This is a genomic window from Mycobacterium riyadhense (genome assembly GCF_963853645.1).
GTDB classification, from domain to species: Bacteria; Actinomycetota; Actinomycetes; order Mycobacteriales; family Mycobacteriaceae; genus Mycobacterium; species Mycobacterium riyadhense.
In genome coordinates this window covers 4,571,839-4,588,164 of the sequence record NZ_OY970456.1, presented here as the reverse complement: position 1 = coordinate 4,588,164, position 16,326 = coordinate 4,571,839, and the positions used below count along the sequence as shown (strand labels likewise).

The following is a 16,326-nucleotide window of genomic DNA, read 5'->3' as shown; positions in this document are numbered from 1 at the left end:
CGAACGCTCAGAAGAGGATGAATGACCTCCGACCAAGGCAGTAACAGCGGCCAAGACAGCCACCCCCGCCTGGCGCCGCGCCCCGTTGCCCGCCCACCTGTTGACCCCGCGTCGCGTCAAGCGTTCGGGCGTCCGTCCGGGCAGCAGGGATCCTTTGTGGCGGAGCGGGTGCGTCCGCAGATGTATCGGGACCAGGTTGAGTTCAGGCCACACGATCAACCCGCCGACCCGGTGCTGGAGGAGGCATTCGGCCGTCCCTACCGCGGTGCCGAGTCGTTGCAGCGTCATCCGATCGATGCTGGCGCGCTGGCTGCCGAGAAAGACGGCGGCCAAGACGCGCCGGACGACCCGTGGCGTGATCCCGGCGCGGCGGCGGCTTTGGGGGCGCCCGCGGTAGCTCCGCCGATATCGCACGGCTCACTGGGCTACGGCGGCAAGCTCGGCGTGCGTGACGTGTTGTTCGGCGGCAAGGTGTCCTACCTCGCGCTGACCATCCTGCTGCTGGTCGCTTTGGTGATCGGCGTGATCGGCGGCGTGATCGGCCGCAAGACGGCCGAAGTCGTCGAGGCGTTCACCACATCGAAGGTGACGTTGTCGACCAGCGGCAATGCCGAAGAGCCGGCCGGCCGGTTCACCAAGGTTGCGGCCGCCATAGCCGACGCGGTGGTGACCATCGAATCGAAAAGCGACCAGGAGGGCATGCAGGGTTCTGGTGTCATCATTGACGGCCGCGGCTACATCGTCACCAACAACCACGTGATTTCGGAGGCGGCCAACAGTCCCAGCCGGTTCAAGACGACCGTGGTGTTCAACGACGGCAAAGAAGTGCCGGCCAACCTGGTGGGCCGCGATCCCAAGACCGACCTGGCCGTCCTCAAGGTCGACAATGTCGACAATCTGACGGTTGCCCGGCTCGGTGATTCCGGCAAGGTGCGCGTCGGCGACGAGGTCCTTGCCGCGGGTGCGCCACTGGGACTGCGCAGCACGGTGACGCACGGCATCATCAGCGCGCTGCACCGGCCCGTCCCGTTGTCGGGGGAGGGCTCCGACACCGATACCGTCATCGACGCCTTGCAGACCGACGCCTCGATCAACCACGGCAACTCCGGCGGTCCGCTCATCGACATGGATTCCCAGGTGATCGGCATCAACACCGCCGGCAAGTCGCTGTCGGACAGCGCGAGCGGGCTGGGCTTCGCGATCCCGGTCAACGAGATGAAATTCGTTGCGCAAACCCTGATCAAAGACGGCAAGATCGTGCACCCGACAATCGGGATCAGCACCCGCTCGGTGAGTAACGCGATCGCATCGGGCGCCCAGGTTGCCAATGTGAAGGCAGGAAGCCCCGCGCAGAAGGGCGGCATCCTGGAAAACGACGTGATAGTCAAGGTCGGTAACCGCAAGGTCGCCGACTCCGACGAGTTCGTCGTCGCCGTGCGTCAGCTGACCATCGGACAGGACGCCCCGATAGAAGTGGTCCGCGACGGTCGGAACGTCACGCTGACGGTGAAACCTGACCCCGATACGAGCTCGTGATGATCGCAAGCGCGGCGCAGCCGGGCGCAGCGGGTCATCACCATCCGACCGTGATGATCGCAAGCGCGGCGCAGCCGGGCGCAGCGGGTCATCACCATCCGACCGTGATGATCGCAAGCGCGGCGCAGCCGGGCGCAGCGGGTCATCACCATCCGACCTAGGTGTTCGCCAACATCGGTTGGGGGGAAATGCTCGTACTCGTCGTGGTCGGGCTGGTGGTGCTTGGCCCGGAGCGGCTCCCGGGCGCCATCCGCTGGTCGGCGAGCGCGCTGCGGCAGGCGCGCGATTACCTCAGCGGTGTGACCAACCAGCTGCGCGAGGACATGGGACCCGAATTCGACGACCTCCGTGGACATCTCGGCGAGCTGCAAAAACTGCGGGGCATGACACCGCGCGCCGCGCTGACCAAGCACCTCCTCGATGGCGACGACTCCATCTTCACCGGCAACTTCGACAAGCCGACCGAGCCGGCCGAGCCGGCGGAGCGGTCGGGGGCCGAACTGCCCACGCCGGACCCGGAGCGTCCGCCGTTCGACCCTGACGCGACCTAAATCCAATACCGTTCAGTTAAGGCGGAGAGTCGTGACGTCTGGTGGGCGTTGGGGTTGGGGCCAGTGAGCGTGAGTTGCGCGTTTGACGTGCCATTTGGACATTTTGCGTTTGATCACCCGTGGTGCGGATCGTCGGCGCCTGGCGGGGTTGAGTCGGTCGAGCAGGCGGCGCAGGAAGGCCCACCAGTGCTGATCGGCGGCTTGGGGGTCCTCAGGGGGGAAATGCGCCCTGTTGGGCGACGGATTGGCGGGTGATGCGCAGCGCGGCGGTGAAACTGACCCGGTCGGGGTCCTCGCCGGCGTGTTCGGCGGCCTGGGCCATCAGGGTACGAATGGCGTAGTGACAGCACAGATGTCCCCAAATCTCTTGTAGGACAAGATCAGGGGACTTCGAGCGCAGCACCACCTGGGGTCCGCGTTGATGGGTTTTGAGTTCGTCGAAGGTGTTCTCGATCTCCCAGCGCTGGGCGTAGGCGGCGGCCAACTCGACGGCGGGGGCCTGTTCGGGATCGGTCAGCGTGGTGAATAGCCGGTAGCTGGTGGAGTTTTCGCGTCCGTCGTCGATGGTGTAGTCGATGACTCGTGCCAGCATCGGCTCGCTGCGACGGTCAGCGCTGGACTGCAGATGCGCCAGCCACGAGCCGTCAGCAAGATCCTGCACATGCACCGGTTGTGGCGCGTAGGCGTCGGTGCGTACTCGCCACAACAGGTCGGCTCCGGTCGCAAGGGCTTTGCGCCACAAGGCATACGAGAAGAACCCGCGATCAGCCAGCAGCAGCATGTCCGGCGTGAGAGCATCCAGCAGCTTTTCGGCGAGTTTGGCCTCCGAGTCACGGTAACCACCGATCGTTGCGGCGAAGACCGCATGCGTGGCACACTCGGCCAGCCCCAGGATCCGGGCCTGCGGAAATGCGGCCTTCTCACCCCTGCCGCCGGCCCCCGGACGACTGAAGTACTCGTCGTTGGCTGGGGTGTCGGCCACATCCAGACAGCTGCCGTCGATGGCCACCAGCCGCCGCTCGGCCAGCCAAGCCCCTGGGGTTTGCGGTCCGGCTAACGGGCGGGCTACCCGGGAAAACAAGCTGGCCAACGGGGCCGATCCCAGCCGCTCACGAGCCTGAAAGATCGCCGACTTACCCGGCAGTCGATACTCTTCACGCCACCCCGACGCCCACGCCAAACCATCAGTGAGCTGGGCCAACACATCCTCATACGAGCCCTCTGAATACAGGCCCATCGCGATCGCGAAATACGCCATCACCCGCGCCGGCAACGACCGATGCCGCTGCTGAGTGCGACCGGCCTGCTCGATCACCTCATCCACCACCGTTGCGGGAAACACCCGCGTCAGCACCCCCACCGACACCAAATCTGACAACCGGCGATCCGACTCAGGCTTCCGCCAACCCGCACGAGGCATAGGTCATAAACTACACCCATGTAACCTTAACTGAACGGTATTGGACCTAAATCGGTACCTAGTTTGATCCACCGAGTTGCTTGACGACTGCGCGAGTCTGGTAGGCGGAAAGTTGTCTCAGCCGGGATGGTTGGTGTTCTCGACGACAACCCGACCGGCACTGGAAAGGTACTCGCTGTGCGACTCCTCGCGTTCATCAAGTCAACCGCAGCGGTCGCCGACGCCGATATCATGCGACGTCGCGGCTCGATTATGGAGAGGATGTTCGCCGACGCAATCGCCGGGCGGCTGGTGCTCGGGCCATGCTCATCACTGTCACCGTGACCCCATCCGCGGATTCGGGCCTTTGGTGCCCACTGTCCCGCTAATGACAAATACGAATTACCTGCGAACCGTGTCCATTGTTAGCGATAGTGGTGGGTGGTTCGCTGAGCAGGTGCCGGGCGGCGCCATTACCTCGACACGCGATAGTAGTTCGGATCCACTCGATGCCCGCCGACAACCGGTTGGAGAATAGTGATGTCCTATCTGGTGGCGACCCCAGGGATGCTCGTCGCAGCGGCAACGGATGTGCAGAGCATCGGCGCGGCGCTCGTCGCAGCCAACATGGCTGCAGCCGTACCCATCACCGAGGTAGCCGCCGCGGGCGGTGACGATATCTCAGCAGCCGTCGCGTCGGCGTTTTCCGCCCACGCGATCGACTATCAGGCGGTTAGCGCGCAGGCACGGGCGTTCTATACCGAGTTCATGCGGCGTCTGAACGCGGCAGCTGGTGCATATGGCAGCGCCGAGGCGACCAATGCCACGTTGTTGCATACTGCGCAGCACGAGGTGCTGGAGGCGATCAATGCGCCCACCCAGGCGCTGTTGGGACGTCCCCTGATTGGCAACGGCAGCAACGGGTCGCCGGGGACCGGGGCAGACGGCGGGGACGGCGGGCTCTTAATCGGCAACGGCGGGTCCGGCGGGTCCGGCGGGGCCGGCCAAGACGGCGGTGACGGCGGCGCCGCTGGGTTGTTTGGCAACGGGGGGGCCGGCGGCGCCGGCGGCACCGGCACGACTAGAGGGGGTGCCGGCGGGAACGGGGGGTTGCTGTACGGCAACGGCGGTGCAGGGGGTGGCGGCGGCAGCGGCGGGAGCAACGGGGGCGTGGGTGGCACCGGCGGCAATGGGGGGTTGCTGTACGGCCATGGCGGTGCCGGTGGGACCGGCGGCATCGGCACGTCTGTCGGCGGCGGTGAGGGCGGTCATGGCGGCCGTGCCGGGCTGTTGTCCGTCGGGGCTGGCGGGGCCGGAGGCTCCGGTGGATCCGGCGTGACCACCGGGGGTGCCGGTGGTGACGGCGGCGAGGCCGGCGTTTTTGGTGTCGGTGGTGGCGGCGGAATGGGTGGGTCCGCGTCTTCGAGTACCGGCATCGGCGGGGCTGGCGGGGCGGGCGGCGGCGGCGGGTGGCTATTTGGCAAGGGCGGCGCCGGCGGGTTTGGCGGGTTCGCGGAGGGCCCCGTGGGCGGGCAGGGTGGGGCCGGCGGCAATGCTGGATTGTTCGGCGATGGGGGCACGGGCGGCGTCGGTGGCACCGGCTTCCTTGGTGTAGGGGCTACCGGCGGGTCCGGCGGCACCGGTGGACTGCTTTATGGGGCCGGCGGCGCGGGTGGGCAGGGCGGCCAAGGCGGGCTAGGCGACGGCGGGGCTGGCGGCGCCGGTGGTAAGGCCATTCTGTTCGGTCCCGGTGGTAGCGGTGGTACCGGCGGCACGGGTGTCGGCTTGCCGGGCGCTCCCGCGAACGGCGGCGACGGCGGGGCCGGCGGAGCCGCGGGACTGCTAGTGGGCAACGGTGGCAACGGTGGCGGTGGCGGCACCGGCATCGGTGGCGGTTTGACCCCGGCCGGCGCCAACGGCGGCAACGGCGGGGACGGTGGGGCTGGCGGATGGCTGTTGGGCAATGGCGGCCACGGCGGTCTCGGTGGGTTTAGCGGTCCCCTGACGGCAGGCGGCTTTGGCGGGGTCGGTGGGAAGGGCGGTAACGCCGGGCTGCTCGGTTTGGGCGGTGACGGCGGCAACGGCGGGCCGGCCGGCTTTGACAGCGGCGGAGCCGGTGGCAATGGCGGGGCCGGCGGATTGCTATTGGGCATTGGCGGGGCCGGTGGAGCGGGTGGATTCGGTTCCGGTGGTGCTGGCGGTGCCGCTGGAGATGGGGGCAACGCCGGGCTGTTCGGCATCGGTGGAGCCGGCGGAGCCGGCGGTGTCGGGGCTATCGACGACGGTGGCGCTGGAGGGGCCGGCGGTGCAGGGGGGCTGATCGCCGGATCGGGTGGGGCCGGCGGGAACGGTGGAGCGGGCGGCGTGGGCGGGTTGGTTACCGTCAACAGCGCCAACGGAGGGGCTGGTGGCGCTGGTGGCATCGGCGGCGGGTTGTTCGGGGCCGGTGGTGCCGGTGGGGCCGGCGGTGCAGGGGGGCTCGTCGCGGCGATGGGCGGCAACGATGGCGGGGCCGGCGGAAACGGCGGCCATGGCCGCGGGTTGTTCGGGGCTGGCGGTGCCGGCGGGGCCGGCGGCGCCGGAGGCACCGCCGGCGACGGTGGTACCGGCGGAATTGGCGGCATGGCCGCACGTATCGGGAATGGGGGTAACGGCGGTGACGGCGGGATCGGTGGTACTGGCGGTTCCGGCGGCAATGGTGGCGTCGGCGGCGACGCGGCATTGATCGGCGACGGCGGCAACGGCGGTAACGGCGGGACTGGAGCACTGCCGGGCACTGGTGGTGCTGGTGGTGACGGCGGGCTAATACTGGGGCAGGCCGGAACACATGGGCTGCCGTAGGGCGAGCGGGCGTTTTCGTTGAAATCAGCTCGCATTCCTATGTACCTCTAGAAATGCATCTCAAATCGCAGTTCATTGCCGATTCGGGCAACCAAACTCCTTAAGATGCCGCGGCTCGTCGCCGCGCTCCTTGACCAGGACTCTGTGGCGAGAAATGAAAAATATGGGGAGTTCATGCGAACTTTGGCTCGCGCAGGGACAATCCCAAAAGTGGGCCACCACCAAGTCGTGCTGCGATAACTTGCGCAGGTCCTATGGACATTCGGTAGGAGACTAGTGATGTCATATCTGGTTGCAGCGCCGCAGACGATAGTCGCAGCGGCAGCGGAGTTGGACAGCGTTGGCTCCGCACTAAGCGCAGCCAACGCCGCAGCCGTACCGCCAACTACCAGCCTGCTCACTGCCGGTGCTGACGAAGTATCGGTAGCGATCGCCGGGCTGTTTTCCACCTACGCCCAGCGCTATCAAGCGCTCAGCGCTCAAATCGCGCAGTCTTGTGCCCAGTTTGCGCAAGCACTAAACAACGTCGGGCCCAGTTACGCCAGCGCCGAAGCCAGCAACGCCTCCCCGCTACAAAACGTGGCACAGCAGGTATTGAATATCATCAATGCGCCCACCGAGGCACTGCTCGGTCGCCCGCTGATCGGTCACGGTGCCGACGCCAGCACAGCCGGCAGCAACGGCGGCGACGGTGGACTGCTGTTGGGCAACGGCGGTAGCGGCGCCGCCGGCGCGGCTGGCCAAGCCGGTGGCAACGGTGGCAACGCTGGGCTGATTGGCAACGGTGGCAGCGGCGGACCGGGCGGATCTGGCGCAACTGGCGGCAACGGCGGGGCCGGCGGCTGGTTGTGCGGCAATGGAGGCGGTGGCGGGGTCGGCGGCGGAGCTATGGCGGGCATTAACGCGGGCAACCCGGGGCGCGGCGGTGACGGCGGCAACGCCGGCCTGTTCGGCCACGGTGGTGCGGGCGCGGACGGCGGCACCGGTCTAGCCGGGGCCGACGGTGCCAACCCCACACCGACAGGCACCGCTGACACCGGCAGCGCCGGTGACGACGAAAGCGCACCCACGACTGCCGTCGGTACCAACGGTGGCCTGGGTACTGCCGGGGGGACTGGCCAGAACGGTGGTCAAGGTGGGCCCGGCGGCTCGGCAAATGCGTTCCAGGGAGGCGACCCTGCTGATCTTGCGCAGGCCACGGGCGGCAAGGGCGGCGACGGGGGTGCGGCGGGCGCCAATGGCGGTAACGGAGGGGCGGGCGGGTCCGGTGGGGCTGCGACGGCCGAGCTCAACAGCGGCACCGTCGATGTCACCGAGGCCTCCGCTACCGGCGGCGCTGGCGGCAACGGAGCTGACGGCGGCTCCGCCGGCGGCGCGGGCGGCGCCGGCGGCGCGGGCGGGGCCGCGACGGCTCAAAGTCCTGAAAATCCCAACGGCATCGGTCTCGCGACCGGCGGAGCCGGGGGGAGCGGAGGTGACGGGGCGGCCAGTGCTATCTCCGGCGAAGCCGGCGGAACGGGGGGCGCTGGGGGTACCGGTGGTCGTGGCGGACTGCTCGTCGGCAACGGCGGACCCGGCGGCAACGGGGGCGCTGGCGGCCTCGGAGGATCCGGCGCCCCCGGCGGCGGGGGCGGTGCCGGGGGCATCGGGGGAGCGGCCGACACCACTCAAAATTATGAGACCACGGCAACCGGTACGACCGGCGGTGATGGTGGAGCCGGCGGCAAGGGCGGCGCTGCGGCCGCGGGTGGAGCCGGGGGGGTGGGCGGTGTCGGTGGCGACGGCGGCGCCGCGGGGCTGTTCGGCGACGGCGGCGACGCTGGTATTGGCGGTGCTGGCGGTCTTGGTGGCGCCGGCGGCGCGGGCGGTGTTGGCGGAAGTGGTGGCGCCGGCGGGAACGGACAAACCTCGTTCACGGCTCCGGGCCATGGCGGTGGCGGCGGTGTTGGTGGTGACGGGGGTGACGGCGGTGGTGGCGGTGACGGTGGAGCGGGAGGCGCCGGCGGCACCGGCGGGGCTGCGGGATGGCTTTGGGGCCGGGCGGGTGCAAGCGCTGCTGCGGGTGTAGGTGGGGCTGGCGGCGTCGGCGGTGCGGGTGGTGCGGGCGGAGCCGGCGGTGCGGGTGGCCTCGGTACCGGCAACCCGATGTCCACAGACGGCACTTCCGGTGTCGATGGCGATCCTGGGGACAGCGGCACACCCGGCCAACCCGGCTGATGAATGCCGGCCGAACCGACTTGGTTCAGTCCTCATACGGTACGAAGTCGGACTTGCTCGCACCGCACACCGGACAGACCCATCCCTCCGGGATATCAGCGAAGGCCGTTCCGGGCGGGATACCTCCATCTGGATCCCCCTCGGCAGGGTCATAAATCATGCCGCAACGCACGCAGATCCACAGCTGGACTGTTCCCACGCTCATCGTCGACTACTTCGCTATCGGCGCCAACGGCACGCCAAACCTGTTGGCCCGCTTGAAGGTCCCGAAGTCGTTGAACCGGACCCCGTTGGCGCGGAGCACCTGCTGGCAGGGGGTCTTGATGGCCTCGCGGATGTAGAACGGATCCCGCACCAGGAAGTGGTGGATGGCATGCGTGGCGCCGAAGTTGAAGCACAAGATGTGAAACGGCAGAAGCCATTTCGCGGTCCATACCTGGGTCTGCTGGAGGACGTTGTATTTCTCTACGTCGCCGAAGTAATGCATGTTCGAGCTTACGAAGTGCAGGCAAAATGTCCGCAGCGCGTTGGGCGCAAGCAGCGTGACGGCGATGAAGTCCAGCCCGGTCATGGCCCATCCGCGGATGGTGACCCCTGCGGCAAGCTCGTAGATGTGAAGACCTATCACCAGGTGCCACAACGCATAATGCACGTTTCCCAGCGGGAAGTAGGCCAGCTTGCTTTCGGTCACCAGCTGACGCGCCTCTTCGCGGGTGCGGGCCTGGTGCTTGATGTAATCCTTAACGATCGAGCGCATCCGCATGCGCTTGGTGTAGATGCCGATCATCGAGTCCAGGAGGCTCACGAGGCGGTGGGTGCCCCAGCCCTCGCCATTGGTGATGGCGCGTTCTTCGAAATCGGAGTCGGTCCCGGACACCTCGTGATGGTGTAGGTGTAGGCGCCGGCGGATCCACGGGTTGATGGTGCTTGGCCGGAAGAACCACACGCCGAACAGCATGAAGTTATGCACCCAGCGGCGATTGCGGAAGTACATCGAGTGGATGAGGTCGTGCTCGAGTTCGTGAAGGAGTGACAGCCAGAACGCGGTCACCGGGACCACCACCCACCAAGGCAACGCTCCGATCGCGTAGAGGACCGCGTCGGCTAGCACACCGGCGATCGAGGTCACAAAGATCGCCAAACCGATGGTGTCCTGGTGCCGAGCAATCAAGGGATGGCGACGGCGGAAATTGTCGCCGATGCCGATCAGCTGGGACCGGATGTCCGCGATCCGATCGGCGTCCGCTGGAGCGAGGCTTCGTTCCGCTGGAAGTCTAGTCGCGATCCGCATGGGCAGTTCCTCCATAGATAATGAACAAATGTTCTCTAACAGTAGATTGCAATATTCGGTATTCCAACCGGTAGGATCCAGATGTGACGGAAGGAACATGCAACGTAGAAAACGTTCGTTCTCTAAATATCACGCAGGCAAGCCATGGGCCCACGCGTCGGCGCACCCAACAGGAGCGGCGGGAACAGACCCGTCGGGCCCTCATTGCCGCGGTGCTCGACCTCACTACTTCTGGTGCGGCATTCGACGGATTGAGCCTGCGTCAGGTCACGCAGGGCGCCCGAGTGGCGCCCTCGGCCTTCTATCGGTACTTCAGCTCGATGGATGACTTGGGACTGGCAGTCGTCGAGGAGTGTTTTCGAAGGCTGCGCTCACCGCTGGCTGGCGCTTCCTCTGTCGACAACAGCGCGTCCCCGGGGTCCATCGTGAAAAAGGGGGTCCGAATGCTCTGCGAATATGTCACGCAGGACCACCGGCATTTGGCCTTCGTCGCCCGTCAAAGGGCCGCCGGAAACCCTGTGCTGCGCCGCGCGGTGAGACAGGAGATCCGACTGCTCACCAGTCAGATGGCCACGTTCCTGGCACGCTTCGACCCCCTCAATAGATGGTCGGTCCGTGACGTGGAAATGTTGGCGTCTCTCATCGTGGTCACGCTGACATCCGGAATCGATTCGATGCTCGAGATCTTGACCAGTGACCGCTCAGATCCCAATTCCCCAGAGCTGCAAGGTGTTGCGGTAGGGCTGCAACGTCAAGTGTTCTTTATCCTGGGGGCGGTTCCCGCTTGGCGCAGCACCTGACGCCGACCTAGTGGGCTTTCGCGTCTGCTCGCGCGGGTGACGTTAGCGATGCGTCGGGTCGAGCCCGAGTGACATGCCTGCCAGCCCGCGCCGTCGTGAGGACAAGCTGTCGGCGATGCTGAGCAGTTCTTTGCCCACCGCCGAGTCGGGCGCGCTCAACACCAGGGGTGTGCCCGAATCACCGGCGGACACCAACGCGGGATCCAGCGGGATCTGACCCAGCAGCGGTACGTCGGCTCCGACCGCACGCGACAGCCGCTCGGCGACCTGCTGACCGCCGCCCTCGCCGAATACCTGCATCGTCGTGCCGTCCGGCAACATCAACCCAGACATGTTTTCCACGACGCCCACGATGCGCTGCCGCGTCTGCAGCGCGATGCTGCCGGCGCGCTCGGCCACCTCGGCGGCCGCCAGTTGCGGCGTGGTCACCACCAGGATTTCGGCGTTGGGGATCAGTTGAGCCACCGAGATGGCGATGTCGCCGGTGCCGGGTGGCAGGTCGAGCAACAGCACATCCAGATCGCCCCAATACACGTCGGCCAAAAACTGCTGCAACGCCCGGTGCAGCATCGGGCCGCGCCACACCACCGGCGTGTTGCCCTGGGTGAACTGGGCGATCGAAATGACCTTCACCTCGTGCGCGATGGGCGGCAGGATCATCGACTCGACCTGGGTGGGGCGGTCGGTGGTGCCCATCATGCGGGGAATGGAGTGGCCATGAATATCGGCATCCAGCACGCCGACGGACAGGCCGCGGGCGGCCATCGCCGCGGCCAGATTGACCGTGACGGTGGATTTGCCGACCCCGCCCTTGCCGGAGGCGACCGCATACACCCGGGTCACAGAGCTGGGTTGGGCGAAGGGGATCACCGGCTCGCGTGCGTCACCGCGCAACTGCTTGCGCAGCTCGGCGCGTTGCTCGTCGCTCATCACATCCAGGCTGACCCTGACGGCTCCGGTGCCAGGAACGTCGGCGACGGCGGCGGTGACGCGCTCGCTGATCTCGGACTTCTTGGGGCAGCCGGCGATGGTCAGATAGATCTCGACGTGCACGCCTCCGTCGGCGTCCACGTCGATGCTCTTAACCATCCCGAGCTCGGTGATGGGGCGCCGCAGTTCGGGGTCGATCACTTTCGACAGCGCGGTGCGAACAGCGCCGGTCAGGTCGTCAGCTGGTGTTCCGGACATCACCGCCGAGTGTAGGCGGCTCGCCGTCCGATCAGCTGACCGGCGTGAGTGCCGGCTCGCCGGGCGCCGGAGGGCTGGGCGTAGGCGGCGGCGGGCCGGCCGGCGGCACCGGTGCAGCGGGCGGCGGCATCGGGCCGACCCCGGGTGGCGGCGCGTCAGGCAGGTTCTGGGAGGTAATGCAGATCAGCGTGCATCCAGGCTGCGGCGCCAGCGGCGCAGGGGCGGGTGGTTGCTGCAGCCACGGCCACATCGGTGGCATCGGAGGCATCGGATATTGCGGCAGGGGCCGGGGCGGACCGAAGTCGATCAGCGGCATGTGTTGCCCCAGCGGGTCGTTGACCCCGAGGCCGTTTTGGTTCAGCGGCAAGTCGGGCCCGAGTCCCTCGGGATGCTCGAGGTGTGCGTCGCCGATAGGCGGCGGCGGTCCGGTGATCGGCGGCAGGTCGACCGGGACCACGCCGGTGGCGTATGCCGCGGCCCAGCCCAGCACGTTCTGGGCGTAGGGCATCGAGTTGTTGTAACGCAGGATCGCGGCCATGACCTGGCCCGGGTCCCGCAGGTTGAGCCCGCCGCTGCACAAGTACCGGGCCGCTGCCAGCGTCGAGTCAAATATGTTCTGTGGGTCGGGCACGCCATCACCGTCGCCGTCGACCGCGTATCGCGCCCAGGTGCCGGGCAGGAACTGCATGGGCCCCATCGCGCGGGCGTAGGTGACGCGATTGCCGACGTTGCTCTGAATGATGATCTCGTTGCCGGGCAATGTGCCGTCCAGCGCCGGTCCGTAGATCGGGTTGACCGCGGTGCCGTGTGCGTCAACGGCGCCGCCGTTTGCATGCATCGACTCGATGCGCCCGATGCCCGCCAACAGGTTCCAGCTGATGCCGCAGCCGGGGGCGGCTGCTGCCATCTTCTGCTCGGCATTCCGATACGCAGACAGCGCCATGATCGGAATGCCTAGCGCGCCAGGTGAATTCACGATCATCGGCGGTGGCGGGGCCGATGTGGTGGCGGCGGCGACGTGGAAGCTGGTCGGTAGACGCTCGATGGAGATGACGACCGGGCCGGACAGGTCAGTGTGCGGGGACGGGGCAACCGCGGCTACCGGGGTGATTGCGGAACGCAACGGCGGGGTCTTGCCGCGGAATGAGGGAGCCGCGCCGGCGACCGCTCCGGCGAACACTAAAGGGACGATCACCGCCACACCGAATGCCGGCTGCGCCAGGCGAATTGCCCGCTGGCGCACCGCAGCGGCGGCCGGGTGAGCACCCCAGCGTCCGCGTATGCGCACTCGACCGTCCTTGAGTATGTGAGCTGTCGGGAAACTGACCTTTTCTTAGCTTCGTGAACTAGATCACCATACATAACTCTTGTTACAGGAGTTGCGCAATGGCGGAGTTGGTTCTCACCTGGATTTCTTAGCACGCCGCTCCGCGCCGTCCGTCAGCCGGATCCGCCCGGTTTCCGGCGATTTTGTTTGAGCCGGCTGCAGCTCGGCTAGCAGGTTGCGCAGGCTCTCCAATTCGTGGCGGAGGTAGTCACGCGTGGCGACCTCGCCGATGGCCAGCCGCAGCGCGGCCAGCTCGCGGGCCAAGTACTCGGTGTCGGCCTTGGTTTGTGCGGCCCGCCGACGATCCTCCTCCAACGCGACGCGGTCGCGGTTTTCCTGGCGGTTTTGCGCGAGCAGAATCAGCGGGGCGGCATAGGAGGCCTGTGTGGAGAAAGCCAGGTTGAGCAGGATGAATGGGTAGGGATCCCAGCGCAGGCGGACTGCGAACACGTTCAGCACGATCCACGTCAAGACGAAGAGCGTCTGCACCAGCAGGTAACGGCCGGTGCCGAAGAACCGGGCGATGGATTCAGTCGTCTTCCCGACGGCCTCGGGGTCGAGTCGCGGCGCAAACGGGCGCGATGTCCGGGGGGTGTACAGGCCCCGCGTCGTTGAGGATCTGCTCACAGCAATCCTCCGGATCTCGCGGGTCTGCCGGCGGGGTCTAGCTTCTGCACGTCCACGCGCCAGTCATGGGGTAGCAGGTGATCGAGCAGGTCGTCCACGGTCACCGCTCCTAACAGGTGGCTTTCGTCGTCGACCACCGGCCCGCACACCAGGTTGTAGGCGGCGAAGTAGCGGGTGGCGGCACCCAGCGGGGTCTCCGGGTTCAGGGTAAGCAGGTCGGTGTCGATGAGCCCGCCGACCAGCTCGGCGGGTGGCTCGCGCAACAGTCGCTGCAGCGGCACGCAGCCCAGGTAGTGCCCGGTGGGAGTGTCCGTGGGCGGGCGCGCCACGAACACCATCGATGACAGTGCGGGCGTCAGGTCGGGATCGCGCACCCGGGCCAGCGCCTCGGCAACCGACGTGTCCGGGGTCAGCACCACCGGTTCGGAGGTCATCAAGCCGCCGGCGGTGTCGGGGGAGTGCTTCAGCAGCCGTCGCACCGGGTCGGAATCGTCGGGATCCATCCGGGTCAGCAGCATCTCCGCATCGGTCGGATTCAGCACGCCCAGCAGGTCGGCGGCGTCATCGGGATCCATCGCTTCCAGCACATCGGCCGCCCGTTCGGTGCCCAGTTGTGACAGCACCTCGGCCTGATCCGCCTCGGGCAACTCTTGCAGAATGTCGGCCAGCCGTTCGTCGTCAAGCGCCTGGTAAACCTCAAAGCGGCGCTTGCTCGGAAGTCCGCGGATGGCGTCGGCCACATCGACGGCACGGCGCCCCTCGAACTGGTCCAGCAGCTGCGCGACTTCCTGACCCGGCATTGCCAAGGCGGATGGCGTCAACCCGTGCACGTGTTGCCAATCGACGATGTGCACCGGACCGCGCCGCCCCAGCCGTCGTTGGCTGCGGACGGCGACCCGAGTCACCACCCAGTCGCGTGTTCTTGTTTGTTCGACGCCGAGGTCGGTGATCACGACATCGGCGCCGGCCAGTTCGGGTAGGTCCGGATCGGTGACCTTCACGGGAGTGTCGAGAACCTGCCCCATCGCCAGCACCTCGCCCGGGCGCTGCTCGAAGTGACGCAGTGACACGTTGCCGGTGTTGAGTGTCACCGCCTTGGGCTCGATCGCGGCTACGCGCAGGATCGGTATGAAGATGCTGCGGCGGGTCGCCAGATCGACGACCAGTCCCAGGACGCGCGGCTGTTGGCGGACGATGCTGATGCTGATGACGACGTCACGGACGCGCCCGAAGGATTCGCCCAGTGGCCCCAGTACCATCATCCGCGAGAGCCGCGCCAAATAGACCCGGTTGACCGATCCCATGGTTGAGAGCGTAGGCAGTCGTGAGCGGGCTGGCAGCCGGCGCGGGGTCGTCCGGCTTGGCTAAAGGGTGAATAACGCGATGATCAGAAAGACCAGCAGGGTCGCGATGCCGATCACGATGCCGGCCACCGCGAGGCCGTAGCCCTCTTCCCGAGTCTGCTTGACCTGGTTGAGCGCGACCGCGCCGAGCACGATGGCCACGATCGAGGCGATGCCACAACTGAGCACACCGACGATCGAGGTGACCAGCGATGCGATCGCCAGGGCGTTGGTCCCCGCCTGCATGGTCCCGTAGCTGCCCAGGTAGTCCGGTGCGGGGTAATACCCGCCCGGATACGACGGCGGTCCAAAGCCGGGTGGACCGGGCGGACCGGGTAGACCGGGTGGAAACGCGCCGTACGGCGGCGGCCCGCCGTAGGGCTGGTAGCCGGGTGGTTGATACGCCGGGGGTGGGTAGGGCTGCTCACCCGCCGGAGAGGCCCAAGCCGAGCCCGCGTGTGCACTCTCGTCGTAGGAGCCGCCGGGAGCAGTCATGGAGTTCAACCTAGCCTATGCGTCGATCGCGGGACGGGCCGTGGAAGTCCGCAAAACAACGCCCGGGCCAGGGGATATCCGCGAGATAGCGGCTACTCGCCGGTTGCCTGGACGGTGTGCGGAAGTACCGCAGCTGGCCCGGAGATGAAACGATGGCTGAGGCAGAGGAGAATAAATACCGATGACTAGCCCATTCCAGCCCGGACAGGTACCCGGTGCAAACCCCGGCGCGGCGGCTTCGGGTCGGCACGGCGTGCCCGGATTACCCACCCCGCCCAAAGGCTGGCCGGTCGGGTCGTATCCCACCTATGCCGAGGCGCAGCGTGCCGTCGACTATCTCTCCGAGCAACAGTTCCCGGTTCAGCAGGTGACCATCGTCGGCGTCGACCTCATGCAGGTGGAGCGCGTCACCGGCCGGCTGACCTGGGCCAAAGTGCTGGGTGGCGGGGTGTTGAGTGGCGCCTGGCTTGGCCTGTTCATCGGGTTGGTGCTCGGCTTCTTCAGTCCCAACCCATGGGCCGCGCTGGTCACGGGTTTGGTCGCCGGGGTCTTCTTCGGACTGATCACCTCTGCGGTCCCGTACGCGATGGCCCGCGGCACCAGGGATTTCAGCTCGACCATGCAGTTGGTAGCCGGCCGCTACGACGTACTCTGCGATCCGCAAAACGCAGAGAAGGCACGGGATCTGTTGGCGCGTCTGGCGATCTGACC

Annotated in this window: 14 protein-coding genes; 6 read left to right on the top strand and 8 right to left on the bottom strand. The window is 67.1% G+C overall.

All coding sequences use genetic code 11. The features are described 5' to 3' along the window. Positions 1-21: 21 nt before the first annotated feature. Together AADZ78_RS20180 and tatB are read left to right on the top strand one after the other, a co-directional pair. Positions 22-1,536, top strand: a complete 1,515-nt coding sequence (locus tag AADZ78_RS20180; RefSeq protein ID WP_085252829.1) for a S1C family serine protease — start codon at positions 22-24, stop codon at positions 1,534-1,536. Between the two features lie 161 nt (positions 1,537-1,697). After that, entirely contained in the window at positions 1,698-2,087 is a 390-nt protein-coding gene (gene tatB, locus AADZ78_RS20175) for a Sec-independent protein translocase protein TatB (RefSeq protein ID WP_085252830.1), read from the top strand. A gap of 211 nt (positions 2,088-2,298) precedes the next feature. Here tatB and AADZ78_RS20170 read toward each other — a convergent pair whose 3' ends face one another. Then, the gene (locus AADZ78_RS20170; RefSeq protein WP_204080107.1) at positions 2,299-3,507 is read right to left on the bottom strand and encodes an IS4 family transposase; all 1,209 of its coding nucleotides are present in this window, start codon (positions 3,505-3,507) and stop codon (positions 2,299-2,301) included. Between the two features lie 519 nt (positions 3,508-4,026). Here AADZ78_RS20170 and AADZ78_RS20165 point away from each other — a divergent pair. Then, complete coding sequence (locus AADZ78_RS20165; protein ID WP_204800632.1) at positions 4,027-6,327, top strand: PE family protein; 2,301 nt, start codon at positions 4,027-4,029, stop codon at positions 6,325-6,327. Positions 6,328-6,606: 279 nt separating this feature from the next. Further along, positions 6,607-8,544 (top strand): PE family protein, encoded by a 1,938-nt coding sequence (locus AADZ78_RS20160; protein WP_204903353.1) that lies wholly within the window; start codon positions 6,607-6,609, stop codon positions 8,542-8,544. Between the two features lie 25 nt (positions 8,545-8,569). Here the strand turns inward: AADZ78_RS20160 and rd are convergent, their stop codons facing one another. Both rd and AADZ78_RS20150 read right to left on the bottom strand, forming a co-directional pair. Further along, positions 8,570-8,749 (bottom strand): rubredoxin, encoded by a 180-nt coding sequence (gene rd, locus AADZ78_RS20155; RefSeq protein WP_085251244.1) that lies wholly within the window; start codon positions 8,747-8,749, stop codon positions 8,570-8,572. 6 nt (positions 8,750-8,755) lie between these two features. After that, on the bottom strand, positions 8,756-9,835 hold the full coding sequence (locus AADZ78_RS20150; RefSeq protein ID WP_085251257.1) for a fatty acid desaturase: 1,080 nt from the start codon (positions 9,833-9,835) through the stop codon (positions 8,756-8,758). 83 nt (positions 9,836-9,918) lie between these two features. Here AADZ78_RS20150 and AADZ78_RS20145 point away from each other — a divergent pair, with 83 nt between their 5' ends. Then, a complete protein-coding gene (locus AADZ78_RS20145; RefSeq protein ID WP_085251245.1) occupies positions 9,919-10,635 on the top strand; it encodes a TetR family transcriptional regulator in 717 nt (238 codons plus the stop codon). A gap of 42 nt (positions 10,636-10,677) precedes the next feature. On the opposite strand, the gene AADZ78_RS20140 is transcribed toward AADZ78_RS20145, so the two are convergent. The 5 genes from AADZ78_RS20140 to AADZ78_RS20120 form a co-directional block, all read right to left on the bottom strand. Continuing rightward, entirely contained in the window at positions 10,678-11,823 is a 1,146-nt protein-coding gene (locus tag AADZ78_RS20140; RefSeq protein ID WP_139828791.1) for an Mrp/NBP35 family ATP-binding protein, read from the bottom strand. A 31-nt stretch (positions 11,824-11,854) separates the two neighbouring features. Then, positions 11,855-13,111: a lytic transglycosylase domain-containing protein gene (locus AADZ78_RS20135; RefSeq protein WP_085251247.1), complete on the bottom strand. Its 1,257-nt coding sequence runs from the start codon at positions 13,109-13,111 to the stop codon at positions 11,855-11,857. 114 nt (positions 13,112-13,225) lie between these two features. After that, complete coding sequence (locus AADZ78_RS20130; protein WP_085251248.1) at positions 13,226-13,777, bottom strand: DUF1003 domain-containing protein; 552 nt, start codon at positions 13,775-13,777, stop codon at positions 13,226-13,228. Next, entirely contained in the window at positions 13,774-15,081 is a 1,308-nt protein-coding gene (locus AADZ78_RS20125; protein ID WP_085251249.1) for a magnesium transporter MgtE N-terminal domain-containing protein, read from the bottom strand. The genes AADZ78_RS20130 and AADZ78_RS20125 overlap by 4 nt, the downstream gene beginning before the upstream one ends. 60 nt (positions 15,082-15,141) lie before the next feature. Continuing rightward, the gene (locus tag AADZ78_RS20120; RefSeq protein WP_085251250.1) at positions 15,142-15,615 is read right to left on the bottom strand and encodes a DUF4190 domain-containing protein; all 474 of its coding nucleotides are present in this window, start codon (positions 15,613-15,615) and stop codon (positions 15,142-15,144) included. 181 nt (positions 15,616-15,796) lie between these two features. Here AADZ78_RS20120 and AADZ78_RS20115 point away from each other — a divergent pair, with 181 nt between their 5' ends. Further along, positions 15,797-16,324, top strand: coding sequence for a general stress protein (locus AADZ78_RS20115; RefSeq protein ID WP_085251251.1), 528 nt, complete (start codon positions 15,797-15,799; stop codon positions 16,322-16,324). Positions 16,325-16,326 lie beyond the last annotated feature (2 nt).